We start from the raw sequence: 23,521 nt of genomic DNA, 5'->3' as shown, positions 1-23,521 counted from the left end.
GCTATGGTTCCTCTTGATGCTCGCGGTAGCCCCGCGATTGGTCTGATGCGCCCGAGAGCTGTCGGTCCTTTGCCGGGTCCATACGAGTTTCCTCATATGCCCGCCACAGGTCGGGGCGGCGTTCCTTGGTCAGCCTTTCGGCCATGTCGCGCCGCCAACTGGCAATAGCCGCGTGATTGCCGGACAAAAGCACTTCCGGGATCGCGCGGCCTTCCCAAAGGGCGGGCTTCGTGTACTGCGGATGTTCAAGCAGGCCGCCATGGTCCGGGGAAAAGGATTCCTCGGCCAGAGACTCCTGATTCCCCAGCACGCGCGGTATAAGGCGAACCGTCGCGTCGATCAAGACCTGAGCCGCCAGTTCCCCGCCGGTCAGGACATAGTCGCCGATGCTGATCTCTTCGATGCCATGGGCGTCCAGCACCCGCTGGTCCACGCCCTCGAACCGGCCGCAGATCAGGGTCATGCCCGGGCCCTTGGCCAGTTGCCGCGCCCGCGCCTGGGTGAAGGGCCTGCCGCGTGGCGAAAGATAGATCACCGGCAGGTCCCCGCCCGCCTCGCGCAATGCCGCATCCATCACGTCGGGGCGGATCACCATGCCGGCGCCGCCGCCGGCGGGCGTGTCGTCCACGTTGCGGTGGCGGCCGATGCCGAAGGGGCGCAGGTCGATGCTGCGCAGGTTCCACAGCCCCTCCGACAGCGCCCTTCCGGTCAGGGAAAGCCCCAGAACGCCGGGAAAAGCCTCGGGGAAAAGCGTGATGACCTGTGCGGTCCATGCGCCCCTGACCTGCGGCTCGGCCATCAGATCGCGCGGCTGCGTGCTGGCCCGGATCGACAGCCGGCCGTGGGATTTCATCGCCCCGCCGGTCATTCCTGGTCTTCCGGCGGGTCGGCGACGATGCGCCCGGCGGCGATGTCCACCGTCGGCACGAAGGCACGGGTAAAGGGCAAAAGCAGCGCCTGCCCGCGGCCGGCGCCGTGGATTTCCAGGATATCGCCCGCGCCGTGATCGTAGATCGCCCGGACCTTGCCCAGCAGCGCGCCGCCGGTGTCATAGACCGACAGGCCGATCAGGTCGGCATGGTAGAATTCGTCGTCCGGCAGCGCCGGAAGCCTGTCGCGGTCGGCCCAGAGGGTGACGCCCTTCAGCGCCTCGGCCTGTTCCCGCGTCTCGATGCCCGACAGCCGGGCGCCAAGCCCGCCCGTCACCGGCCGCGTCAGGCGGACGGTGAACGAGCGGCTGCCGTCTTCGGTGTAAAGCGGGGCATAGGCGGCAATATCGTTGGGCTGCGAGGTGAAGCTCTTCAGCCTCACCTCGCCCCGGACGCCGAAGGCACCCGCGATCGCGCCGACGCAGACCCGCTCGGCCATTATTCCGAAGCGGCTTCTTCGGCCGGGGCGTTGGCCGCGGCTTCACGGGCGGCGCGCTTCTCGGCGCGTTCCTTGGCGGCCTTGCCGGGCTCGCCCTTCTTCAGGTTCTTGCGCTCGGATTTCTCTTTCACGCCGGCGGCTTCCAGGAAGCGGGCGACGCGGTCGGTCGGCTGCGCGCCCTGGGCCAGCCAGTATTGCACCCGCTCGAGGTTCATCTTGATGCGCTCTTCCGAATCCTTGGGCAGGAGCGGGTTGTAGGTGCCCAGCTTCTCGATGAAGCGGCCGTCGCGCGGCATGCGCGAGTCCGAGGCGACGATGGCGTAATGGGGGCGTTTCTTCGAGCCACCACGGGCCAGGCGGATTTTCATTGCCATTGCGTTTCTCCTTTGGAATGGCGGGGTTGCAGGATGCGCCGGAGCGCAGCCTACGGGTCGGGTTGCGGTTGGCAGGCTGCGTCTTGACGCATCCTAGGCGTGGTATCGTTCATGATGCCGGATCACTTCGGCGATCACGAAGTTCAGGAATTTGCGCGCGAATTCCGGGTCGAGATCGGCCTCGCGCGCGAGGCGTTCCAGCCGCTCGATCTGCTGCGCCTCGCGGGCGGGATCGGACGGCGGAAGGTCGTGTTCGGCCTTGAGGCGGCCGACGGACTGGGTGTGCTTGAACCGCTCGGCAAGCGTATAGACCAGGATCGCGTCCAGCCGGTCGATGCTGGCGCGATGCTCCTTGAGCAGCGTCGCGGCGCGGGCGGTCGGGTCACTCATTCGGGTCTCCGCTGGCTGAAATCTGGCTGCAGGGGGCATGTGCGCCGCCGAAGGACTTGCTCATGCCGCGCCCCTCATCGGATGGCGATAGACGAGGCAGGGTTCCTTGCCGGGATGCGCCGCATCCGGGTCGCGCACCGCGCCCAGCCTCTCGGCCAGGGCGGCCGAGCGGGCATTGGCGGGCAGGATATAGCTGACGGCGGTGGTCCAGCCGAGCTGCCGGGCGGCGAAGTCGCGGGCGGCCAGCGCCGCCTCATGCGCGATGCCCCTGCCCTCGACCGCGACGTCCCAGAGCGTCCAGCCCAGCTCGTGCTCGGGCCAACCATCCGGGAACCAGGGCCCGACCAAGCCGAGCGGCGCGCCGCCGTCGCGATCCGTCACCACGAAGGAGCCGAAGCCGCGCAGCACCCAATGGCCGACGATATGGCCGAAGGCCCGCCATGCCTGTCCCGGCTCGACCATCGGGCCGCCGATCCAGCGCGCCCGCTCGCCGATGGCGAAATCGCGCCATGCCGGCCAGTCGCCGGCCTGCGGGGCACGCAGGACCAGTCGCTCGGTCGTCAGCACGGGCGTGTCGGAGAGCGTGACCACTTATTTCTTCCCGAACAGTCCCGAGAGTCCGCCGGGCAGGTTCAGCTTGCCCAGATCGCCGCCCAGCCCCTTGGGGTCCTGCAACATCTTCGTCGCCTCGGCCATCTTGGCCGGATCGACATTGGCCATGTCGGGCAGCCCGCCGCCCTTGCCGGTCATGGCGCGCATGGCCTGTTTCAGCATGCCGCCCTTGCCCATCTTGCCGAGCTTCTTCATCGTGTCGGCCATCTGCTTCTGCATCTTCAGCAGCTTGTTCAGTTCCGACACTTCCATGCCGGCGCCGGCGGCGATGCGCTTCTTGCGGCTGGCCTGCAGGATGTCCGGATTGGCGCGTTCCTTCTTGGTCATCGAATTGATCAGCGCGATCTGGCGCTTGATCGCCTTGTCGTCGAAGCCGGCGGCCTCGGCCTGCTTGGCCATCTTGCCCATGCCCGGCATCATGCCCATGATCGACTGCATGCCGCCCATCTTGAGCATCTGCTCAAGCTGGCCCCGCAGATCGTTCATGTTGAACATGCCCTTCTGGAAGCGCCGCATCATGCGCTCGGCCTGCTCGACCTCCAGCACTTCCTGCGCCTTCTCGACCAGGGCGACGATATCGCCCATGCCGAGGATGCGGCCGGCAATGCGCTGCGCGTCGAAGGCTTCCAGCGCGTCCATCTTTTCGCCAAGGCCGACGAAGCGGATCGGCTTGCCGGTCACGGCACGCATCGACAGCGCCGCGCCGCCGCGGCCGTCGCCGTCCATCCGGGTCAGCACCACGCCCGAGATGCCGACCTTGCCGTCGAATTCGCCGGCGACGTTCACCGCGTCCTGGCCGGTCAGACCGTCGACGACCAGCAGCGTCTCGCGCGGGTTCGCCACGTCGCGGACCGCCTGCACCTCGTCCATCAGCACTTCGTCGATATGCAGCCGGCCGGCGGTGTCGAGCATATAGACGTCATAGCCGCCCAGCGTCGCCTGCTGCTTGGCGCGTCTGGCGATCTGCACGGCATTCTCGCCCGGCAAGATGGGCAGGGTATCGACGCCGATCTGCTGGCCCAGGATCGCCAGCTGCTCCATGGCGGCGGGACGGTTGGTGTCCAGCGAGGCCATCAGCACGCGCTTCTTCTCGCGGTCCTTCAGGCGCTTCGCCAGCTTCGCGGTGGTGGTGGTCTTGCCCGAGCCCTGAAGCCCGACCATCAGGATCGGCGCCGGCGGGTTGTCGATGCGCAGCGCGTCGGGCTCGTCCTCGCCCTGCAGGACCTTGATCAGCTCGTCATGGACGATCTTCACGACCTGCTGGCCGGGAGTGATCGACTTGGTGACCGCGGCGCCGGTAGCCTTCTGCGTCACCGATTTCACGAAGCTGCGCGCCACCGGCAGCGAGACGTCGGCCTCCAGCAGCGCGACGCGCACCTCGCGCATGGCGGCGGCGACGTCCTCCTCGGACAGCGCACCCTGCTTGGTCAGCCGGTCGAAGACGCCGCCAAGGCGGTCGGACAGGTTTTCAAACATCGGCGGCCCTCCTGATGGTTGCCGTTGCCCCGGGTATGGGGCGCGAATAAACAGTGACGCCCCCGTGGGCGCAACGCGCTGACGGGGGGCGATCCCCGGCGGGCGGGGACCGGAAGGGCGGACCTTCCGGGAATCCCGGTGTGGATAGGCCGAAATCGAGGCCAAGTCAACCGGAGGTCAACTTCTTGTTGACTGCAACTCGACTGTAATGGTGCCAATTCAACTTAGAACTGATCTCAGTTTGACTTGTTAACTTAAAGGTTAGCCATGCGTTGACTTGAGATTAGTGTCGACCAATCGCTCTCGCCCACGGATTGACCCTGCCCCGGCTTTGGTGAAAACCTCGGCCCCCGGAGGACCGAGCCATGACCCATTCCATCAGCCGCTTTCCCGTGCCCTCGCTTGACGAGATGCCCGAGGACATCGCCACGCGCATCCGCAAGGTGGCCGAGAAATCCGGCTTCGTGCCGAACGTCTTCCTGGCGCTGGCGCATCGCCCGGACGAGTTCCGCGCCTTCTTCGCCTATCACGACGCGCTGATGGAGCGCGAGTCGGGCCTGACCAAGGCCGAGCGCGAGCTGATCGTGGTCGCCACCTCGGGGCTGAACCAGTGCCAGTATTGCGTGGTGGCGCATGGCGCGATCCTGCGCATCCGCGCGAAGAATGCCTTCATCGCCGACCAGGTGGCGGTGAACTGGCGCAAGGCCGACCTGTCGGCCCGCGAACGCGCCATGCTGACCTATGCCGAGAAGGTGGCACTGAACGCCCAGCAGATCGGCGAGGCGGATCACCAGGCGCTGCGCGAGGCCGGGTTCGACCAGGACGAGATCTGGGACATCGGCGCCATCGCCGCCTTCTTCGGCATGTCGAACCGGCTGGTGAATGCCGGCGACATCCGGCCGAACGACGAATTCTACATGCTGGGCCGCGGCTGATGGCCGAACTGTCCGCGGTGCCGCAGATGCAGCGCGAGGCGCTGCAGGGCCATGCGGCGATGCTGCTGTTCTCGGCCGCGATCGCCGGCTCCTTCTCGCTCGGCGCGCGGGCGGCGAACCTGATCGACCCGGCGGCGATCTCGGCGGCGCGCTTCGCCATCGCGGCGGGCGTGGTCGGCGGCGTGGCCCTTGCCGGCCCCGGCATCCCGCGCGCAAGCTTTCGGGCACCCTGGCGCTACCTTCTGCTGGGCGGGCTTTTCGCCGCCTATTTCGTGCTGATGTTCGAGGGGCTCAAGACCGCTCTGCCGGTCTCGGCGGCGGCGGTGTTCACGTTGACGCCGCTGATGTCGGCGGGCTTCGGCTGGCTTCTGATGCGGCAGCGCATGACTGGGCGCATCGCCGTGGCGCTGGCGCTGGGGGCGGCGGGCTCGCTCTGGGTGATCTTCGGCGGCGACGCGGCGGCGCTGATGCGGCTGGAATTCGGCCGCGGCGAGGCGATCTACCTGGTCGGCTGCGCGGCGCATGCGCTCTATACGCCGATGGTGCGGCGGCTGAACCGCGGCGAGGCGCCGATCGTGTCGACCTTCGCCACGCTCTGCGCAGGCGGGCTGATCCTGCTGGTCTGGGGCGGAGAGGCGATCCTGCGCACCGATTGGGCGCATCTGCCGGCCATCGTCTGGGTGACGCTGCTCTATGTGGCGATCTTCGCCAGCGCGCTGACCACGGCATTGGTGCAATTCGCCACCATGCGCCTGCCCTCCTCCAAGGTGATGGCCTATACCTATCTGACCCCGGCCTGGGTGATCGGGCTCGAGGCCGCATTGACCCGCGGCCTGCCGTCGCTCGCCGTGCTGCCCGGGGTGCTGGCGACCGTCGCCGCGCTGCTTCTGCTGCTGAAGGACTGACGGCGCGGCCGCGATTTGGGTATTTGCACAACAGAGAAGCCGAAGGCACGGCTCCCGGACTTCTTCGTTCCTCAAATACCCATGCGGCCGTGCCACCGGATCAGGCGACCGCCTCCTCGGGCTCGACCAGGGCCACGATATCCATCATGATCCGGTTGAGCTCGAAATCCTTGGGCGTATAGACCCGCGCCACGCCCATCTTCAGCAGCCGGGCCGCGTCCTCGTCGGGGATGATGCCGCCGACCACCACCGGGACATGCGAAAGACCGGCGGCTCGCATGCGCTCCATCAACTCCTCGATCAGCGGCAGGTGGCTGCCCGACAGGATCGACAGGCCGACGACATGGGCGTTGTCCTCGGCGGCGCGCGTCACGATCTGCTCGGGCGTCAGGCGGATGCCTTCATAGGTGATGTCCATGCCGCAATCGCGGGCGCGGAAGGCGATCTGCTCGGCGCCGTTGGAATGGCCGTCGAGCCCGGGCTTGCCGACCAGGAATTTCAGCCGCCGGCCCAGGCGGCGGCTGACGGCGTCCACCGCCTCGCGGATCGGCTCCAGCCCCTCGGTGCGGTTGGACGGGCTGGCCGAGACGCCGGTCGGGCCGCGATATTCGCCGTGCACCTGGCGCATCACCGCCGCCCATTCGCCGGTCGTCGCACCCGCCTTGGCCGCGGCGATGGAAAACGGCATGACGTTCTGGCCCCTCTGCGCGGCATCGCGCAGCGCGGCGAGGGCGGTCTCGACGGCCGCCTCGTCGCGCGCCTGCCGCCAGGCGTTCAGCCGGGCGATCTGGTCCTGCTCGACCGCCGGATCGACGACCATGATGCCGCCGTCGCCCGCGGTCAGCGGCGAGGGCTCGCCCTGCTGCCAGCGATTGACGCCCACGACCACCGTTTCGTTCGCCTCGATGCGGTTCAGCCGCTCGGCGTTGGATTCGACCAGCCGCGACTTCATGTATTCGATGGCGGCAATGGCGCCGCCCATCTCGTCCAGCGTCGCCAGCTCCGCGCGGGCGCCGGATTTCAGCTCCTCGACCTTGGCGGCGATGGCCGGGTTGCCGTCGAAGAGGTCGCCATATTCCAGCAGGTCGGTTTCATAGGCGACGATCTGCTGCATACGCAGCGACCATTGCTGGTCCCAGGGGCGCGGCAGGCCCAGCGCCTCGTTCCAGGCCGGCAGCTGCACCGCGCGGGCGCGGGCATTCTTCGACAGCACCACCGCCAGCATCTCCAGCAGGATGCGATAGACGTTGTTTTCCGGCTGCTGCTCGGTCAGGCCCAGCGAGTTCACCTGCACGCCATAGCGGAAGCGGCGGTATTTCTCCTCCTCGATGCCGTAGCGGGTGCGGCAGATCTCGTCCCAGAGCTCGGTGAAGGCGCGCATCTTGCACATCTCGGTCACGAAGCGGATGCCGGCGTTCACGAAGAAGCTGATGCGCCCGACCATGGCCGGGAAATCCTGCGGCTCGACCTTGGTTTTCAGATCGTCGAGCACCGCGATGCCCGTGGCCAGCGCATAGGCCAGCTCCTGCTCGGGCGTCGCCCCCGCCTCTTGCAGGTGGTAGGAGCAGACGTTCATCGGGTTCCATTTCGGCAGGTGCTTCGCCGTATAGGCCGCGACGTCGGTGATCATCCGCAGCGAGGGTTTCGGCGGGCAGATATAGGTGCCGCGCGACAGGTATTCCTTGATGATGTCGTTCTGCACCGTGCCTTGCAGCTTGGTGACATCCGCGCCCTGCTCCTCGGCCACGGCGATATAGAGCGACAACAGCCAGGGCGCGGTGGCGTTGATGGTCATCGAGGTGTTCATCTGTTCCAGCGGGATCTGGTCGAACAGCGCCCGCATGTCGCCCAGATGGCAGATCGGCACGCCGACCTTGCCGACCTCTCCCCGCGCCAGGACATGGTCGCTGTCATAGCCCGTCTGCGTCGGCAGGTCGAAGGCCACCGACAGGCCGGTCTGCCCCTTGGCAAGGTTGCCCCGATAGAGTGCGTTGGATTTCTCGGCGGTCGAATGGCCCGCATAGGTGCGGAAGAGCCAGGGTTTGTCTTTCTCGGCCACGGGATTTCCCTCGCAACATTATTACGACAGGCATAGCGATAGCGTAATAATCCTGCCCGGTCAATTCGCCGCATCGCAGAGAGAACCTGACGCTGCGGTCGGTGCGATGTTCTCGGTCGATGCCGTGGAAAACGGCAGAAAACCGGGAAAACCTGCGGCCGCGGCAAATAATGCAGTTGCAGCGTTGGCGGCGGGAGGGGCGGATGCTAGCCTTGGCCCCGACGGACGAGGCCCACGGACGAGGCCCATCGACAGGAACGGAGCGCCCCATGGTGCTGACCCGCCGCTCGACCCTTGGGATCCTGGCCGCTCTGGCGGCCCGGCCGGCCGGGGCGCGGCCCGGATTGCACGACCTGGCCTATTCCGATGCCTCGCCCCGCAACCGGCTGGACATCCATCTGCCGCAGGGCGGCGGACCTTTCCCCTGGCTGCTCGACCTGCATGGCGGCGGCTTCCGCGCCGGCGACAAGCGGCTCTTGCCGGTGCCGCCCGAGCTGCTGCGGGCAGGAATCGCCGTGATACGAATGAATTACCGGCTGTCGAATGAGGCGCTCTGGCCGGCGCAGGAACAGGATGTGCTGGCCGCTCTGGACTTCCTGCGCCGTGACGGGCCCGATCTGGGCCTGAAGCCGGGGCGCGGCGCCTTGGGCGGGCGTTCGGCCGGGGCGTTCCTGGCGGTCTCGGCGGCGCTGACGCTGGCGATGCAGGGCCGGCCGCCGCGCGCGGTGGTCGATTTCTACGGGCCGATGGACTTCGGCAGCATGGATGCCGACATGGCGCGGCTGGGCGGCGCGCCCAGACGCCTGCCCGCCGATTCGCCGCAAAGCGCCGAATCGCTGCTGGTCGGCTATGCCGTGGGCCAGCGCCGAGACGAGGCGACGGCGCTGTCGCCGGTCGGCCGGCTGGGCGCCATGCGTCCCGGCACGCCGCTGCCGCCGCTGATGATCCGCCACGGGGCAGAAGACCGCATCGTTCCGCCGGGCCAGGCGCGGCGCCTGCGCGAGGCCTGGCTGGCGATCGATCCCGGTGCGGCCGTGGATTTCGCCATTCTGCCCGATGAGCGCCATGGCAGCGCCGGTTTCACGGCTACCCGCACGCAAGAGGCGCTGGCCGGTTTCCTGCTGCGGCATCTGGCGGGGTAAAGACGCCCGATCTGCGCTGCATTGCGGCGCCTCGCAAATCCGTTACGACAGATTATTATAATTTCTGCATCTGGAATGTTGCATTGTTGCGCGGACGATCTTACAACCTGCCCTGTAACCCGCGCTGATTCTGCGCCGCGGCGGAACCCCCGGCGCAAGGAGGCGGCAAGAGAGGACTCTGAGATGGCCCTGGACCAACCGACCCCGATCGCGCCCTATGACGCACCGGAAAAGGACCTTTACGAGATCGGCGAGATGCCGCCTCTGGGCTATGTGCCCAAGCAGATGTACGCTTGGGCGATCCGGCGCGAACGCCATGGCGAGCCCGACAAGGCCATGCAGGTCGAGGTGGTCGAGACGCCGCCGATCGACAGCAACGAGGTGCTGGTCCTGGTGATGGCGGCGGGCGTCAATTACAATGGCATCTGGGCTGGCCTGGGCGTTCCGATCAGCCCCTTCGACGGCCATGGCGCGCCCTATCACATCGCCGGTTCCGACGCCTCGGGCATCGTCTGGGCGGTGGGCGACAAGGTCAAGAACTGGAAGGTCGGCGACGAGGTCGTCATCCACTGCAACCAGGACGACGGCAACGACGAGGAATGCAACGGCGGCGACCCGATGTATTCGCCCAGCCAGCGCATCTGGGGCTATGAGACGCCGGACGGCAGCTTCGCGCAATTCACCCGCGTCCAGGCCCAGCAGCTGATGAAGCGGCCCCGCCACCTGACCTGGGAGGAATCGGCCTGCTACACGCTGACGCTGGCCACCGCCTACCGGATGCTGTTCGGGCACGAGCCGCATGAGCTGAAGCCGGGCATGAACGTGCTGGTCTGGGGCGCCTCGGGCGGGCTTGGCAGCTTCGCCATCCAGCTCATCAACGCGGCGGGGGCGAACGCCATCGGCGTCATCAGCGACGAGGACAAGCGCGAATTCGTCATGTCGCTGGGCGCCAAGGGCGTCATCAACCGCAAGGACTTCAAGTGCTGGGGCCAGCTGCCCACGGTGAACACCCCCGAATACAAGGAGTGGTTCGCCGAGGCGCGCAAGTTCGGCAAGGCGATCTGGGACATCACCGGCAAGGGCGTGAATGTCGACATCGTCTTCGAGCACCCGGGCGAGGCGACCTTCCCCGTCTCGACCCTGGTCTGCAAGAAGGGCGGCATGGTGGTGATCTGCGCCGGCACCTCGGGCTTCAACTGCACCTTCGACGTGCGCTACATGTGGATGCACCAGAAGCGCCTGCAGGGCAGCCATTTCGCGCATCTGAAACAGGCCAGCGCCGCCAACAAGCTGATGCTGGAACGCCGCATCGATCCCTGCATGTCCGAGGTCTTCCCCTGGGCGGAAATCCCGCAGGCGCATCTGAAGATGCTGCGCAACCAGCACAAGCCCGGCAACATGGCGGTGCTGGTGCAGTCGCCGGTCACCGGCCTGCGCACCTTCGAGGACGCGCTGGAGGCGGGGCGGCGCTGACCCGGCCCCGGCGCATGCCGACCGCCCGGCGCGGGGAGGCGCCGGGCGGTCTTTTCGTCTGCGGAAAGGCGCGGAAAAGCCTGCTGCTCTGTCAACAGGCAGAATAAAATCGCGTTACTCTTTGATATTCACCGATTTATTATCGGGTCGGCACAGCATTCCGCCGAAAACTTCGGCATTTTGCCCAAATATTGCGCCTGCCCCATTCAAACTGCCTGAACCTTGGGCTAAGGAGCCTTCCGACCCCAAGGGAAGGATTCCGCGACATGCCGCAGATCGATGACAAGCTTGCCCCCATCTACGAGGAGGTGGTCCGCCGCAACGCCGGCGAGCCCGAGTTCCATCAGGCCGTGCGCGAGGTGCTGGAAAGCCTGGGCCGGGTGGTCGCCAAGCGCCCGGACTACCTCGAAGACGCGCTGATCGAACGCATCTGCGAGCCCGAGCGCCAGATCATCTTCCGCGTGCCGTGGACCGACGACAAGGGCCGCGTGCAGATCAATCGCGGCTTCCGGGTGCAGTTCTCCTCGGCCATGGGCCCCTACAAGGGCGGCCTGCGCTTCCACCCCTCGGTGAACGTGGGCATCATCAAGTTCCTCGGCTTCGAACAGATCTTCAAGAACGCGCTGACCGGCCTGCCCATCGGCGGCGGCAAGGGCGGCTCGGACTTCGATCCCAAGGGCCGCTCGGACGGCGAGATCATGCGCTTCTGCCAAAGCTTCATGACCGAGCTTTACCGCCACCTGGGCGAATATACCGACGTGCCGGCCGGCGATATCGGCGTCGGCGCGCGCGAGATCGGCTATATGTTCGGCCAGTACAAGCGCCTGACCAACCGCTACGAGGCCGGCGTGCTGACCGGCAAGGGGCTGTTCTACGGCGGCTCGCTGGCCCGCAAGGAAGCAACCGGCTACGGCAACACCTATTTCACCCAGGCCATGCTGAAGACCGGCGGCACCGATTTCGACGGCAAGACGGTCGTGGTCTCGGGCTCGGGCAATGTCGCGATCTACACCATCGAGAAGGTGCAGGAATTCGGCGGCAAGGTCATCGCCTGCTCGGACAGCTCGGGCTATATCGTGGACGAGTCCGGCATCGACCTGGCGCTGGTCAAGGAAATCAAGGAGGTGCGCCGCGGCCGCATTTCGCAATACGTCCGGATGAAAGGCGAAGGCAACGGCGCCTATTTCGTGAAATCCGGCGAGGGCTCGATCTGGGACGTGGCCTGCGAAGTCGCCATGCCCTCGGCCACGCAGAACGAGCTGACCGGCAAGGACGCGGCCAAGCTGGTCAAGAACGGCGTCACGGCGGTCGGCGAGGGCGCGAACATGCCCTGCACCCCCGAGGCGATCCGGGCCTTCCAGCAGGCCGGCGTCAAGTTCGGCCCCGGCAAGGCGGCGAATGCCGGCGGCGTCGCCACCTCGGCGCTGGAGATGCAGCAGAACGCCTCGCGCGACCGCTGGTCCTTCGAGAAGACCGAGGCGAAGCTGGCCGAGATCATGCGCGACATCCATGACAGCTGCTACAGCACGGCCGAGGAATTCGGCGCCCCGGGCGATTACGTGATCGGCGCCAACATCGCCGGCTTCATCCGCGTGGCCGAGCCGATGCGCGCCTTCGGCGTGATCTGATCCCCTGCGCGGGCCGGCACCCCCGGCCCGCCTTGCCAGCCCGGGACAGGCCCGCTAATGCGCATGGGTGTTTTCGTCCATGGGTTGTCCTGTTCATGCTGATCTTTCTCAAGCCCCGCCTCGTGCTGCTTTCGGTTCCCAAGACCGGCACCACCGCGCTGGAAGAGGCGCTTTCGCCGCAGGCCGAGATCGCCTTCCGCTCGCGCCCGGAAATCAAGCACCTGAACCTGCGGCAATATCTCAACCGCATCCGGCCGCTGCTGAACCCGCTGGGCGGGCCGGAATTCGAGACGGTGGCGGTGGTGCGCGAGCCGCTGGACTGGCTGCGCAGCTGGTATCGCTTCCGCGCCCGCGACGGGCTGATCGGCCATGCGAACAGCACCGCCCATGTCAGCTTCGAGGCGTTCGCCGCCGATTACCTGCGGCCGGGGAACCGGCCCGAATACGCCCGGCTGGGCCGGCAGTCGGAATTCCTGATCGACCATGACGGCGCCATCGCGGTCGATCACGTCTTCCGCTACGAGGCGATGCCGGCGCTGGTCGAATTCCTGTCGCAGCGCCTCGGCACCCGGATCGCGCTGCGGCGCAGGAACATCTCGCCCCAGGCCACGACGGACCTGCCGCCGGCGGCCGAGGCGCGGCTGCGCGAGGCGCTGGCGCCGGAATACGCGATCTGGCAGGCCGCCCGTCAGGTCCCGTAAAGCGCCTTGGCCCGGTCCTCGAAGGCCCGGACGATGCGCGACATCGCCTCGCCGAAGACCACGCCGATCACCTTGCCGAGAATGGCGTTGCGGAATTCGAAATCGACGAAGAACTCCACCCTGCAGCCGCCTTCCGGCAGGTCCGCGAAGCTCCAGCCGCTGCGCAGGTACTTGAACGGCCCGTCCAGATATTCGGTGTCGATGCGCCTGGTCTCGGGCCACAAGGTCACGCGAGAGCCGAATCGTTCGCGGAACACCTTGAAGCTGATGACCAGGTCAGCCTCGACCACTTCACTGCCCGAAGCGCCAGGCCGGCGCGCGCGGATGCGGGCGGCGGTGTTCCAGGGCAGGAACTCGGGATATCTTTCGATATCGGCCACCAGCGCATACATCTGGTCGGCGGTATAGGGCAGGATGCGGCTGTCGCTGTGCTGGGGCAAGGAAATCGTCCGGGGCCGTATTCGTTTCGGGCAGCACTAGCAAAGGAAAGGGGCGATGAACAACCTCATCTGGCTGATCCGGGCTTCACGCTGGGCAAGACACCCGCCGAAGCCGCGCACCGTGATGCTGGTGCTCGCCATCATCGCGGCGGGCCTGCTGCTGGCGGGGCTGGAACATTTCGGGCTCTGGCCGGACTGGGCGACCATGGACCGGCCGCGCGGCCTGCACCTGCAGCGCCCGTAAGGCCGCTCCGGCCCCCTTTCCCCATACCCCCGCAACGGCGTCCTCAGGCCCAGCGCCCGGCTTCTTCGTTCGGCAAATACCCAAGCGGCCGCCTACATCCCGGCCGCCTTGAACGTGTCGCATTGCGCCATCTGCCCCGAGGCGAAGCCGCGCTTGAACCAAGTCTGGCGCTCGGCGGCCGAGCCATGGGTGAAGGCGTCGGGCACCACCGCGCGGCCGGCGCTTTCCATCAGCGTATCGTCGCCCACGGCGGCAGCGGCGTTGATCGCCTCGTCGATGTCGCCCTCCTCGATGCTGCCGAACTGCTCGCTGGCCTGCCTTGCCCAGATCCCGGCATAGCAATCCGCCTGCAGCTCGGTCAGCACCGAGAGCCGGTTCGAATCGCGCTGGCCGACGCGGGCGCGCAGCCCGTTCACCTCGCCCAGCGTTCCGGTCAGGTTCTGCACGTGATGGCCGATCTCATGCGCGATGACATAGGCATAGGCGAAATCGCCTCCCGCCCCCATCTTGCCGGCCATCACCCGGAAGAAATCCGTGTCCAGATAGACCTTGCGGTCCCCCGGGCAGTAGAATGGCCCCATCGCCGCCGAGGCGCCGCCGCAGGCCGACTGCACCGCGCCCGAGAACAGCACAAGGCCCGGCTCCTGATAGCGCATCCCCGCCTGGTCGGGCAGCACGCCGGCCCAGACCTCCTCGGTATCGGCCAGCACCACCGAGACGAACTGGCCGATCTCGCGCTCTTCCTGGGTCAGCTCGCGCGGCTCGCCCTGCCGGCCGCCATCATCGATGGCGCCGACGATGGGCGAGATGTCGATACCGAAGAAATAGCCCACCGCCAGCACCACCAGAACGCCGACGACGCCCATGCCGCCCGCGCCCGCCGCCCGGCCCATGCCGCGCCGGTCCTCGACATTCCGGCTGCCGCGTCTGCCCCGCCATTCCATCCGCCACCCTCCCCGCCGCGATCCGGCCCTTCACGCCAAGGTTACCGCAACCTCGTCCCGGCGCAACACCCGCGCAGGGTTGACAGTTCCGGCCCCAGCCCGCAGCAGGGTCCGAAACGAAAGGGGCAGGCATGTTCGACTGGGTGGTTTCGACGATCGAGAGCTGGGGCTATCTCGGCGTGCTGATGCTGATGGTGGCCGAGAACGTCTTTCCGCCCATCCCCTCCGAGGTGATCATGCCGCTGGCCGGCTTCCTGGCCGGCAGCGGCCGCATGTCGCTGACCCTGACCATCCTGGTCGGCACCATCGGCTCGGTCCTGGGCACGCTGATGTGGTATTACATCGGCCTCTGGTTCGGCGAGGAGCGGCTGAAGCGCTTCGCCGCCCGCCATGGCCGTCTGCTGACGCTCTCGCCCTCGGATATCGACGCGGCGCATGACTGGTTCCAGCGCCACGGCGCCATGGCGGTGTTCTTCGGCCGCATGATCCCGGCCATTCGGACGCTGATCTCGGTTCCCGCCGGGCTGGCGCGCATGCCGATGTGGAAATTCCTGCTCTATACCGTGATCGGCAGCGCGCTCTGGACCGGGGTGCTGACATTCGCCGGGCTGATGCTGCACGAAAACTATGCGCTGGTCGCGGATTGGGTCGATCCGCTGTCCAAGCTGGTGGTGGTGGCAGTGGTGGCGATCTATCTTTACCGCGTCGTCACCTGGAAGCCGCATTGAGTTCACGCGATTGGCACTTGCCGGCCGCCGCGCGCGGTCCTAACCGAAAGCCCATGAACGGATTTTCGAGCAAGCATATCGCCGTGACCGCCGGCGCGGGTTCCGCCGCCCTGCTGGCCGCCGCGCTGACCTTCCAGAGCCTGGGCTATGCGCCCTGCGAGCTCTGCATCCTGCAACGCTGGCCGCATCTGGCCGCCGCGATCATCGGCGGGCTGATCTGGTTCTTCGGCTGGAAACGCTGGCTGGCGGCGCTGGGGCTGATCGCCGCGCTTTGCGCCACCGGCCTCGCCATCTACCACGCCGGGGTCGAGTTGCAGATCTGGCAGGGACCGCAGCATTGCTCGGGCGGCGTGTCGGGGCTGGCCACCATGTCCACGCAGGACCTGATGGCGGCGCTGCAGCAGGCGCCGGTGGTGCGCTGCGACGAGGTGGCCTGGAGCCTGTTCGGCATCTCGATGGCGGGCTGGAACGCCATTCTCTCGGCCGGGCTTGCGGCGCTGTGGCTGGCCTCGGTCCGCGGCCGCCGGCGCGAGGCCGGGCTGGCCTGAGGCGGGATTTCCCGCCCGGCCGCGCCCCGTCAAGATTGCACCCAAGGCGGGTATGGGATAGACCCATGCCCAACAAGATCTTGAGGTTTCCCCGTGGCTGACATCCCTGAAAACGACGACGATACCCCCGAGAACGGCGGATCGGAGCGCGCCGTGATGCATCACGACGGCCCGGTGATCGACATCTCGCACGAGATGCGCTCCTCCTATCTCGACTATGCCATGTCGGTGATCGTCAGCCGGGCGATTCCCGACCTGCGCGACGGGCTGAAGCCGGTGCATCGCCGGGTGCTCTTCGCCATGCACGAGACCGGCAACACCCATGACAAGCCCTATCGCAAGTCGGCCCGCCCGGTCGGCGACACCATGGGTAAGTATCACCCGCATGGCGACGCCTCGATCTACGACGCGCTGGTGCGGATGGCGCAGGACTTTTCCATGTCGCTGCCGCTTCTGGACGGCCAGGGCAATTTCGGCAGCATGGACGGCGACAGCCCGGCAGCCATGCGCTATACCGAGGTGCGGATGGACAAGCCCTCGGCCTATCTGCTGATGGACATCGACAAGGACACCGTCGATTTCCAGGACAATTACGACGGCAAGGACCGCGAGCCGACCGTCCTGCCGGCGCGTTTCCCGAACATGCTGGTCAACGGCGCCGGCGGCATCGCCGTCGGTATGGCGACCAACATCCCGCCGCACAACCTGGGCGAGGTCGTGGACGCCACGCTGGCGCTGATCGAGAACCCCGACCTGCCGACCGAACGGCTGCTGGAAATCGTGCCCGGCCCGGATTTCCCGACCGGCGGCATCATCCTGGGCCGCTCGGGCGTGCGCAAGGCCTATCTGGAAGGACGCGGCAGCATCGTCGTGCGGGCCAAGACCCGGATCGAGGAGACCCGCGCCGGCCGTCAGGCGATCATCCTCGACGAGATCCCCTTCCAGGTGAACAAGGCGACGCTGATCGAGAAGATCGCCGAGCTTGCCAAGGAAAAGCGTATCGAGGGCATCGCCCATGTGCAGGACGAATCCGATCGCGTCGGCGTGCGGGTGGTGATCGAGCTGAAGCGCGACGCCACCGCCGAGGTGGTGCTGAACCAGCTGTTCCGCTTTACCCCGATGCAGACCAGCTTCGGCGCCAACATGCTGGCGCTGAACGGCGGCCGGCCCGAGCAGCTGACGCTGCGCGACTTCCTGACCCATTTCATCGCCTTCCGCGAGGAGGTGGTCGCCCGCCGCACCGCCTATGAACTGCGCAAGGCGCGGGAACGCGCGCATGTGCTCTGCGGCCTTGCCGTCGCGGTCTCGAACGTGGACGAGGTGGTGGCGACGATCCGCAGCTCGGCCGACGCCGCCGAGGCGCGGGCGCGGCTGATGGAGCGGCGCTGGCCGGCGCATGAGATCGTGGAATACCTGCGGCTGATCGACGACCCGCTGCATCCGGTGAACGAGGACGGCACCTACAACCTGTCCGAGACCCAAGCCCGCGCCATCCTGGAACTGCGCCTGCAGCGCCTGACCCAGCTGGGCGTGCAGGAGGTCACCGACGAGCTGAAGACGCTGGCCGATTCCATCCGGGAATTCCTGGCCATCCTCGCCTCGCGCGAGCGGATCATGGGCATCATCTCGAACGAGCTGACCGAGGTGAAGACCCTCTTCGCCGTGCCGCGCCGGACCGAGATCACCGACTGGGCCGGCGATCTGGACGACGAGGACCTGATCGAGCGCGAGGACATGGTCGTCACCATCACCTCGGGCGGCTATATCAAGCGCACGGCCCTGGCCGAGTTCCGCAGCCAGCGCCGCGGCGGCAAGGGCCTGTCCAGCATGGCGACGAAAGAGGACGACGTGGTGACGACCCTGTTCGTCGCCAATACCCATACGGAGCTGCTGTTCTTCACCACCGACGGCATGGTCTATCGGATGAAGACCTGGCGGCTGCCCTTGGGCGGGCGCACCGCCAAGGGCAAGGCCATCGTCAATATCCTGCCGATCCAGCCCGGGGTTTCCATCGCCGCGCTGATGCCGGTCGATGCGCCGCAAAGCGAATGGGACGGCTATCAGGTGATCTTCGCCACCTCGGAAGGCGACGTGCGCCGCAACGCGCTGTCGGATTTCGCCAATGTCATGCGCAACGGCAAGATCGCCATGAAGCTGCCCGAGGGAGTCGAGCTGATCGGCGCCCGCATGGCGACCGAGAATGACGACGTGATGCTGGTCACCGCCGCCGGCCGGGCGATCCGCTTCCCGACCACCGACGTGCGGGTGTTCAAGGGCCGCGATTCCACCGGGGTGCGCGGCATCCGGCTGGTGAACGACGGCGACAAGGTGGTCAGCATGTCGGTGATCCGGCATTTCGAGGCCGGGTCCGAGGAACGCGCCGCCTATCTGAAGATGCGCCGCGCCGTGGCCGGCGCGCTGGACGACGGCGCCGAGGAGGACGAGGACGAGGATGCCGTGGCCGAGACCGCGATCTCGCAGGAACGCTATGCCGAGATGTCGGCCGCCGAGGAGCTGATCCTGACCATCACCGCCAAGGGCGCCGGCAAGATCAGTTCGTCGCACGACTATCCGCTGCGCGGCCGCGGCGGCCAGGGCGTCATGGCAATGGACAAGGCCATGCGCGGCGGGCCGCTGGTCGCCAGCTTCCCGGTCGAGGGCGACGACCAGATCATGCTGGCGACCTCGACCGGCCAATCGATCCGGGTGCCGGTCGAGGGCATCAGCTTCCGCTCGCGCTCTGCCGGCGGCGTGCGCGTCTTCAGCACCGCACCCGGCGAGGAGGTGGTTTCTGTTGCCCGCATCGCCGAGAATGGCGAGGATGAGGCCGAAGCCTGAGACGGGGCCGGGGCGCGCGCATCGCGCCCTGCCGCCGACAGCATGAGGGGATGGGATTGAACGGGCGGGACTCGCATCTGGGCGAGCGGTTGCAGACCGGCTTTCTGGGCGTGATCGCCTTTGGCCTGATCCTGTTCCTGCTGGTGCAGGCGCGCTTCATCCTTATCTGCCTAGTGCTGGCCATCATCATCTTCTCGCTGACCAGCGACGCGATTTCCGCCTTTGCAAGGCTGAAGGTGCCGAACTGGCTGGCGACGACGCTGGCGCTGATCGCCATCGCCATCGGCCTGCTCTGGGCGGCGACGGCGATGGTGGCGCAGGTGAACGAGGTGGTCTCGACCTCGATCGCCTATGCCGACCGGGCGCAGGCGGCGCTGGCGCGGCTCAGCCAGCGCTGGGGGCCGAACGTGCAGGAGGCGATCAGCACCTTCATGGGCAATATCGATGTCGCCGGCTGGATCCGCTCGGCGGCGGCGCAGGCGTCGAACCTGATCTCGGGCTCGGTGCTGATCCTGACCTTCGTCGGCTTCATGTTCAGCGAACGGATCTGGTTCCCGATCAAGATCGAGCGCCTGACTGGCGACCCGGACCAGGCCCGGCAGGTGCTGGAAACGGTCCACAAGATCATGCGGCGGGTGAACCGCTATCTGGTGGTCAAGGCAGCGATCAGCGCCGTCACGGCGGCGCTGATCTGGACGATCTTCCGGGTGCAGGGGCTGGAACTGGCCGGGGCGGTGGCCATGCTGACCTTCATCCTGAACTTCATCCCGACGCTGGGCTCGATCGCGGCCACGGTCATCACCATCGCCATGGTGCTGGCGCAGACCGGCGACCCGGCAACGACGCTGACCGTGGGCGGGCTGACCGTGGCGGTGCAATTCATCATCGGCAATGTCTTCGATCCGATGCTGCTGGGCCAGACGCTGCGGCTGTCCTCCTTTGGCATCGTGCTGTCGCTGGCGTTCTGGGGCGTGGTCTGGGGCATCGCCGGCACCTTCCTGGCCGTGCCGATCATGGTGGCGATCATGATCGTCTGCGCCCAGATCCCCTGGCTGCGCCCGGTGGCGATCATGCTTTCGCAAGAGGGCCTGCCCGAACAGGAGCCGCCCAGCGGCCTGCGCCGCTAGGCGCAAGAGGCGGGCGCGGCGCCGGCTTGAACCGGACGGGGCCTGGGACGCGGCCGGCGGACCATGCGCAAGGCGCGGCGCCTTCTCAGCTGCTGCGGCCGGTCGGGTCTTTTTCGTCCTGCGGGCCGACGGAGGAGAGGGCGGCAGGCGCCTCGCCCTCGGCCTGGTGCAGGTAGATATCCTGCGCGCCGCGCGCGCTGCCGGGCAGCGCGATCCCCGCCGCAGCAAAGCGTTCCAGGATCTGATGATTGATCTCGGAGACGATCGAGGTGCCGCCGTTGATGTCGGAAAGCACGGCGCGCAGTTCGTAATTCTGTCCCGTGGGCGTGATGCTGCGCAACAGCACCGCCGGGGGCGGGTTCACCAGCACCGTCGGCTGGTCCTCGGCGATCTCGCGCAAAAGCGCGGCCACCTGCCGGCTGTCGGCCGTCACCCCCACCGTGATCGGCACGATGATCCGCCCGGCCAGGCTGCCGCGCGTCCAGTTGGTGACCGGCTGGGTGATCAGGTTCGAATTCGGCACGATCACCTGGGTGCGGTCGAAGGTCTGGATCTGGGTGGCCCGCACCGCCATCTTCTTGACGATGCCCTGCTGGCCGCCGACCTCGATCCAGTCGCCGACCGCGATCGGCCGCTCGACCAGCAGGATGATGCCCGACACGAAGTTCGACACCACCTGCTGCATGCCGAAACCGATGCCGACCGACAGCGCACCGGCGACGAAAGCCAGCGAGGTCAGGTCGATCCCGGCCGAGGTGACGGCAAAGACCGCCGCCAGCGCCACGCCGACATAGCCGATCATCGAGGAGACCGCGTTCTGCCCGCCCGCATCCAGCCGGGTCTTGGGCAGGATCGAGCTGCGGAAGGCGCCCTGCACGAAATTGGTCAGGAAATAGCCGATGGCAAAGACGATCAGGAAGGTCAGGATCGCCATCGGCGACAGCCGCACGCCGCCGAAGGCGAAGCCCTGCTGCGCCTTGCTCCAGGCCTCGGCCAGGTCGCTGGCGCGGGCGCCCCAGATCAGCGCGAAAAGCGGCAGCGACAGCAGGATCAGCGCAAAGCCGACCAGCACCGGCATCAGCGCGTCGCGCGCCGACTGGTCGCCGCCCTTGGCCATGGCGTAGAAGTCGGCGGTGAAGTCCTGCAGGATGATCAGCAGCCCGACCAGCGCCAGGGTCAGCACCAGCGCCCAGAGCAGCGCGTTGCCCGCCGTGACATAGCCCGCCGCCACCAGAACCGGCGCGACCAGCGCCGCCAGCCGCCCCACCATGGCAAGGAAGCTGACCACGCGGATGCGGTAATCCGGCGTGTCCGAGCCCTCGGCCGCCCGCAGCCCGCGCAGCATGTTGCAAAGCTGGAACAGGCAGAAGGCGCCGAACAGCACCAGCAGGAAGTGCCAGACCCCAGCGGAAGCCTCGCCAAGGCGCTGGGGCACGGTATCGGTGTCGTTCTGGCTGTTGAAGCCGGAAAGCGGCAGGATCGAACGGGCGAAAAGCTGGTGCAGCGCCAGGGCCGAGGCCAGCAGCGTGGCCCGCAGCCGCGCCTTGGCGCGGTGCTCCTCGCTCATCGGCAGCGGCGGCTGCACGGCGGTGTCGGGCGCGGGGAACAGCCGACGCGCCAGCCAGATGCCGCCGAAGAAGGACAGCCCCGCCGCTGGCACCGACCGCAAGAGCGGCATGCCCCACTCTTCCAGCAGGTCGGTCGAGGCCAGCGCCGCCGCGAACAGGATCACCCCGATCAGCGGGATGGCGATCTGGCCCAGAGAGACGCCGAAGATCAGCGCCGCCCGCGACCGCTCGCTGGCGCGCGCCGACAGCCGGGACGGCAGGGAATCGACCCAGTGCCGGCCGCGCGACAGCAGCAGCAGGGCCACCAGCAGGAAGCCGCCGATCAGCGGCAGGCGCGCGGTAAAGCCGCTCATGCCGCCGGTGCTGTCCCAGCGGTTGCGCGCCTCGGCATAGATCTGGCCGGCGACATGGCCCGCCTCGGCCATGGCCGGCCCCCAGTTGGCCGGGTTCAGCGGCGAGGGCGTCTTGCGGATCAGCGCGAAGGTCTGGCGGGCGCGCAGGGTCTGGTCGATCTGGGTGACGATGCCGTCGGCCCGACCGTAGGATTCCACCGCCTGCAACCCCGGTGCCTGCAGGGTCGAGAGCTGCTCGTTCAGCTCCTTCCGGCGGGCGGCGATGTCCTCGGATTCCGTCTGGCCCTCGGCCGGGGGCGGGCCGAGCGCGGCGATCTGTTCCTTCAGCGTGGCGATCCGCGTGGCGTTGATGCCCTGCGCCGCCTTAAGCCGCTCGCGCCATTTCACCACCTCGTCGCGGATGGTCTGCAGCCGGACGTCATTGGCCGAGCCGGATTCCAGGATCTGCTCGGCCTGCTCGGCCAGCTTGTTCCAGGCGGCGAAATCCGGGGCCTCGGCCTCTTGCTGCGCCAGCACCGGCAGGCTGAAGGCCAGCAGGAACACGGCCAGCAGCGTCGCAAGGCGGGGCAGCGCGGCAAGGCGGGACGAAAGGCGGGGCATGGGGCGGGTCAGTCCTGATACACCTCGGGCAGGTCCGCCGGCTGGCGCGTCATCCATTCCGGCACCGGCAGGCCCTTGGCCCGCAGGAAGTCGGGGTTGAAGAGCTTGGTCTGGTAACGCGTGCCATAGTCGCAAAGCACCGTCACGATGGTGTGACCGGGACCCATGTCCTTCGCCATGCGGATCGCGCCGGCGACATTTATCCCCGACGAGCCGCCCAGGCAGAGCCCCTCGTATTCCAGCAGGTCGAAGATCACCGGCAGCGCCTCGGCATCCGGGATGCGATAGGCGAAATCCGGGGTGAAGCCTTCGAGATTCGCGGTGATGCGGCCCTGGCCGATGCCCTCGGTGATCGAGGAACCGGGCGATTCGAACTTGCCCTCGGTATAGAAGCTGTAAAGCGCCGCGCCCTCGGGATCGGCCAGGCCCATCTTGACGCCCTTGGGCTGCAAGGCCATGGCGACGCCCGCCAGCGTCCCGCCCGAGCCGACCGCGCAGATGAAGCCGTCCACGCGGCCGCCCGTCTGTTCCCAGATCTCGGGGCCGGTGGTTTCCAGATGCGCCTGACGGTTGGCGACATTGTCGAACTGGTTGGCCCAGATGGCGCCGTTCGGCTCGGACCTGGCCAGCTCCTCGGCCAGGCGACCGGAATAGCGCACGTAGTTGTTGGGGTTCTTGTAGGGCTGCGCGGGCACCTCCACCAGCTCGGCCCCGGCCAGCCGCAGCATGTCCTTTTTCTCCTGGCTCTGCGTCTCGGGGATCACGATGACCGAGCGGAAGCCCATCGAGGCGCCGACCAGCGCCAGGCCGATGCCGGTATTGCCCGCCGTGCCCTCGACGATGGTGCCGCCCGGCTTCAGCTCGCCCCGCTCCAGCGCGTCCTTGATGATATAGAGCGCGGCGCGATCCTTGACCGACTGGCCCGGGTTCATGAACTCGGCCTTGCCCAGGATCTCGCAGCCGGTCTCTTCCGAGGCGCGACGCAGCCGGATCAGGGGAGTGTTGCCGATGGCAGAGGCGAGGTCGGGGCAGATGCGCATGGGCTTGGCCTTTCGCAGGATGTTCCCG

22 protein-coding genes are annotated in these 23,521 nt (G+C 67.5%); 11 read left to right on the top strand and 11 right to left on the bottom strand.

What is annotated here, in order from left to right; genetic code table 11:
• Position 1 precedes the first annotated feature (1 nt).
• From trmD to ffh, 6 genes are all read right to left on the bottom strand, one after another.
• Complete coding sequence (gene trmD / locus L632_RS0102535; protein ID WP_028712491.1) at positions 2 to 868, bottom strand: tRNA (guanosine(37)-N1)-methyltransferase TrmD; 867 nt, start codon at positions 866 to 868, stop codon at positions 2 to 4.
• A complete protein-coding gene (rimM, locus tag L632_RS0102530) occupies positions 865 to 1,368 on the bottom strand; it encodes a ribosome maturation factor RimM (protein WP_028712490.1) in 504 nt (167 codons plus the stop codon). The genes trmD and rimM overlap by 4 nt, the downstream gene beginning before the upstream one ends.
• Complete coding sequence (rpsP, locus tag L632_RS0102525) at positions 1,368 to 1,742, bottom strand: 30S ribosomal protein S16 (protein WP_028712489.1); 375 nt, start codon at positions 1,740 to 1,742, stop codon at positions 1,368 to 1,370. The genes rimM and rpsP overlap by 1 nt, the downstream gene beginning before the upstream one ends.
• Before the next feature lie 93 nt (positions 1,743 to 1,835).
• A complete protein-coding gene (locus L632_RS0102520) occupies positions 1,836 to 2,132 on the bottom strand; it encodes a chorismate mutase (RefSeq protein WP_028712488.1) in 297 nt (98 codons plus the stop codon).
• A gap of 60 nt (positions 2,133 to 2,192) precedes the next feature.
• Complete coding sequence (locus tag L632_RS0102515) at positions 2,193 to 2,723, bottom strand: GNAT family N-acetyltransferase (protein ID WP_028712487.1); 531 nt, start codon at positions 2,721 to 2,723, stop codon at positions 2,193 to 2,195.
• Positions 2,724 to 4,220 (bottom strand): signal recognition particle protein, encoded by a 1,497-nt coding sequence (gene ffh / locus L632_RS0102510; RefSeq protein ID WP_028716328.1) that lies wholly within the window; start codon positions 4,218 to 4,220, stop codon positions 2,724 to 2,726.
• A 365-nt stretch (positions 4,221 to 4,585) separates the two neighbouring features.
• Between ffh and L632_RS0102505 the strand changes: the two genes are divergently transcribed.
• Complete coding sequence (locus L632_RS0102505; protein ID WP_028716327.1) at positions 4,586 to 5,155, top strand: peroxidase-related enzyme; 570 nt, start codon at positions 4,586 to 4,588, stop codon at positions 5,153 to 5,155.
• Positions 5,155 to 6,060, top strand: coding sequence for a DMT family transporter (locus L632_RS0102500; RefSeq protein WP_036697105.1), 906 nt, complete (start codon positions 5,155 to 5,157; stop codon positions 6,058 to 6,060). The genes L632_RS0102505 and L632_RS0102500 overlap by 1 nt, the downstream gene beginning before the upstream one ends.
• Before the next feature lie 100 nt (positions 6,061 to 6,160).
• Here the strand turns inward: L632_RS0102500 and L632_RS0102495 are convergent, their stop codons facing one another.
• Complete coding sequence (locus L632_RS0102495; protein ID WP_028716325.1) at positions 6,161 to 8,119, bottom strand: protein meaA; 1,959 nt, start codon at positions 8,117 to 8,119, stop codon at positions 6,161 to 6,163.
• 269 nt (positions 8,120 to 8,388) lie between these two features.
• On the opposite strand from L632_RS0102495, the gene L632_RS23410 reads away from it, so the two are divergent.
• From L632_RS23410 to L632_RS0102475, 4 genes are all read left to right on the top strand, one after another.
• On the top strand, positions 8,389 to 9,261 hold the full coding sequence (locus L632_RS23410) for an alpha/beta hydrolase (protein WP_051416183.1): 873 nt from the start codon (positions 8,389 to 8,391) through the stop codon (positions 9,259 to 9,261).
• Between the two features lie 183 nt (positions 9,262 to 9,444).
• Positions 9,445 to 10,734, top strand: a complete 1,290-nt coding sequence (gene ccrA / locus L632_RS0102485; protein ID WP_028712482.1) for a crotonyl-CoA carboxylase/reductase — start codon at positions 9,445 to 9,447, stop codon at positions 10,732 to 10,734.
• Positions 10,735 to 11,000: 266 nt separating this feature from the next.
• Positions 11,001 to 12,362 carry an NADP-specific glutamate dehydrogenase gene (gene gdhA / locus L632_RS0102480; RefSeq protein ID WP_028712481.1) on the top strand — a complete coding sequence of 454 codons (1,362 nt, stop codon included), beginning with the start codon at positions 11,001 to 11,003 and terminating at the stop codon, positions 12,360 to 12,362.
• Between the two features lie 95 nt (positions 12,363 to 12,457).
• Positions 12,458 to 13,063, top strand: a complete 606-nt coding sequence (locus L632_RS0102475) for a hypothetical protein (protein ID WP_028712480.1) — start codon at positions 12,458 to 12,460, stop codon at positions 13,061 to 13,063.
• Here the strand turns inward: L632_RS0102475 and L632_RS0102470 are convergent.
• Positions 13,051 to 13,503 (bottom strand): type II toxin-antitoxin system RatA family toxin, encoded by a 453-nt coding sequence (locus L632_RS0102470; RefSeq protein WP_028712479.1) that lies wholly within the window; start codon positions 13,501 to 13,503, stop codon positions 13,051 to 13,053. The genes L632_RS0102475 and L632_RS0102470 overlap by 13 nt on opposite strands.
• Positions 13,504 to 13,558: 55 nt before the next feature.
• Between L632_RS0102470 and L632_RS0102465 the strand changes: the two genes are divergently transcribed.
• Complete coding sequence (locus tag L632_RS0102465) at positions 13,559 to 13,747, top strand: hypothetical protein (RefSeq protein ID WP_028712478.1); 189 nt, start codon at positions 13,559 to 13,561, stop codon at positions 13,745 to 13,747.
• Positions 13,748 to 13,839: 92 nt separating this feature from the next.
• Here L632_RS0102465 and L632_RS0102460 read toward each other — a convergent pair whose 3' ends face one another.
• Entirely contained in the window at positions 13,840 to 14,691 is an 852-nt protein-coding gene (locus tag L632_RS0102460) for a neutral zinc metallopeptidase (protein WP_028712477.1), read from the bottom strand.
• 131 nt (positions 14,692 to 14,822) lie between these two features.
• On the opposite strand from L632_RS0102460, the gene L632_RS0102455 reads away from it, so the two are divergent.
• From L632_RS0102455 to L632_RS0102440, 4 genes are all read left to right on the top strand, one after another.
• The gene (locus L632_RS0102455) at positions 14,823 to 15,419 is read left to right on the top strand and encodes a DedA family protein (protein WP_028712476.1); all 597 of its coding nucleotides are present in this window, start codon (positions 14,823 to 14,825) and stop codon (positions 15,417 to 15,419) included.
• Between the two features lie 53 nt (positions 15,420 to 15,472).
• Complete coding sequence (locus tag L632_RS0102450) at positions 15,473 to 15,967, top strand: disulfide bond formation protein B (protein ID WP_028712475.1); 495 nt, start codon at positions 15,473 to 15,475, stop codon at positions 15,965 to 15,967.
• Between the two features lie 93 nt (positions 15,968 to 16,060).
• Positions 16,061 to 18,805: a DNA gyrase subunit A gene (gene gyrA / locus L632_RS0102445; RefSeq protein ID WP_028716324.1), complete on the top strand. Its 2,745-nt coding sequence runs from the start codon at positions 16,061 to 16,063 to the stop codon at positions 18,803 to 18,805.
• Between the two features lie 56 nt (positions 18,806 to 18,861).
• Positions 18,862 to 19,932 carry an AI-2E family transporter gene (locus L632_RS0102440; RefSeq protein WP_028716323.1) on the top strand — a complete coding sequence of 357 codons (1,071 nt, stop codon included), beginning with the start codon at positions 18,862 to 18,864 and terminating at the stop codon, positions 19,930 to 19,932.
• An 85-nt stretch (positions 19,933 to 20,017) separates the two neighbouring features.
• Here the strand turns inward: L632_RS0102440 and L632_RS21965 are convergent, their stop codons facing one another.
• Positions 20,018 to 22,453 carry a DUF3772 domain-containing protein gene (locus tag L632_RS21965; RefSeq protein WP_084637798.1) on the bottom strand — a complete coding sequence of 812 codons (2,436 nt, stop codon included), beginning with the start codon at positions 22,451 to 22,453 and terminating at the stop codon, positions 20,018 to 20,020.
• A gap of 8 nt (positions 22,454 to 22,461) precedes the next feature.
• A complete protein-coding gene (locus L632_RS0102430; protein WP_028712472.1) occupies positions 22,462 to 23,493 on the bottom strand; it encodes a cysteine synthase A in 1,032 nt (343 codons plus the stop codon).
• Positions 23,494 to 23,521 lie beyond the last annotated feature (28 nt).

The sequence above is a fragment of the Paracoccus sp. J39 genome (genome assembly GCF_000518925.1).
GTDB lineage: Bacteria > Pseudomonadota > Alphaproteobacteria > Rhodobacterales > Rhodobacteraceae > Paracoccus.
The sequence above is the reverse complement of the archived record's forward strand: the minus strand, read 5'-3'. Positions and strand labels throughout refer to the sequence as shown.

Coding starts and splice junctions, on each gene's coding strand:
- ccrA (WP_028712482.1), top strand. CDS start 9,445: ATGGCCCTGGACCAACCGACCCCGATCGCGCCCTATGACGCACCGGAA.
- L632_RS21965 (WP_084637798.1), bottom strand. CDS start 22,453: ATGCCCCGCCTTTCGTCCCGCCTTGCCGCGCTGCCCCGCCTTGCGACG.
- L632_RS0102500 (WP_036697105.1), top strand. CDS start 5,155: ATGGCCGAACTGTCCGCGGTGCCGCAGATGCAGCGCGAGGCGCTGCAG.
- L632_RS0102450 (WP_028712475.1), top strand. CDS start 15,473: ATGAACGGATTTTCGAGCAAGCATATCGCCGTGACCGCCGGCGCGGGT.
- L632_RS0102460 (WP_028712477.1), bottom strand. CDS start 14,691: ATGGAATGGCGGGGCAGACGCGGCAGCCGGAATGTCGAGGACCGGCGC.
- L632_RS0102465 (WP_028712478.1), top strand. CDS start 13,559: ATGAACAACCTCATCTGGCTGATCCGGGCTTCACGCTGGGCAAGACAC.
- ffh (WP_028716328.1), bottom strand. CDS start 4,220: ATGTTTGAAAACCTGTCCGACCGCCTTGGCGGCGTCTTCGACCGGCTG.
- L632_RS0102475 (WP_028712480.1), top strand. CDS start 12,458: ATGCTGATCTTTCTCAAGCCCCGCCTCGTGCTGCTTTCGGTTCCCAAG.
- L632_RS23410 (WP_051416183.1), top strand. CDS start 8,389: ATGGTGCTGACCCGCCGCTCGACCCTTGGGATCCTGGCCGCTCTGGCG.
- L632_RS0102455 (WP_028712476.1), top strand. CDS start 14,823: ATGTTCGACTGGGTGGTTTCGACGATCGAGAGCTGGGGCTATCTCGGC.
- L632_RS0102520 (WP_028712488.1), bottom strand. CDS start 2,132: ATGAGTGACCCGACCGCCCGCGCCGCGACGCTGCTCAAGGAGCATCGC.
- rimM (WP_028712490.1), bottom strand. CDS start 1,368: ATGGCCGAGCGGGTCTGCGTCGGCGCGATCGCGGGTGCCTTCGGCGTC.
- trmD (WP_028712491.1), bottom strand. CDS start 868: ATGACCGGCGGGGCGATGAAATCCCACGGCCGGCTGTCGATCCGGGCC.
- L632_RS0102505 (WP_028716327.1), top strand. CDS start 4,586: ATGACCCATTCCATCAGCCGCTTTCCCGTGCCCTCGCTTGACGAGATG.
- gdhA (WP_028712481.1), top strand. CDS start 11,001: ATGCCGCAGATCGATGACAAGCTTGCCCCCATCTACGAGGAGGTGGTC.
- rpsP (WP_028712489.1), bottom strand. CDS start 1,742: ATGGCAATGAAAATCCGCCTGGCCCGTGGTGGCTCGAAGAAACGCCCC.
- L632_RS0102430 (WP_028712472.1), bottom strand. CDS start 23,493: ATGCGCATCTGCCCCGACCTCGCCTCTGCCATCGGCAACACTCCCCTG.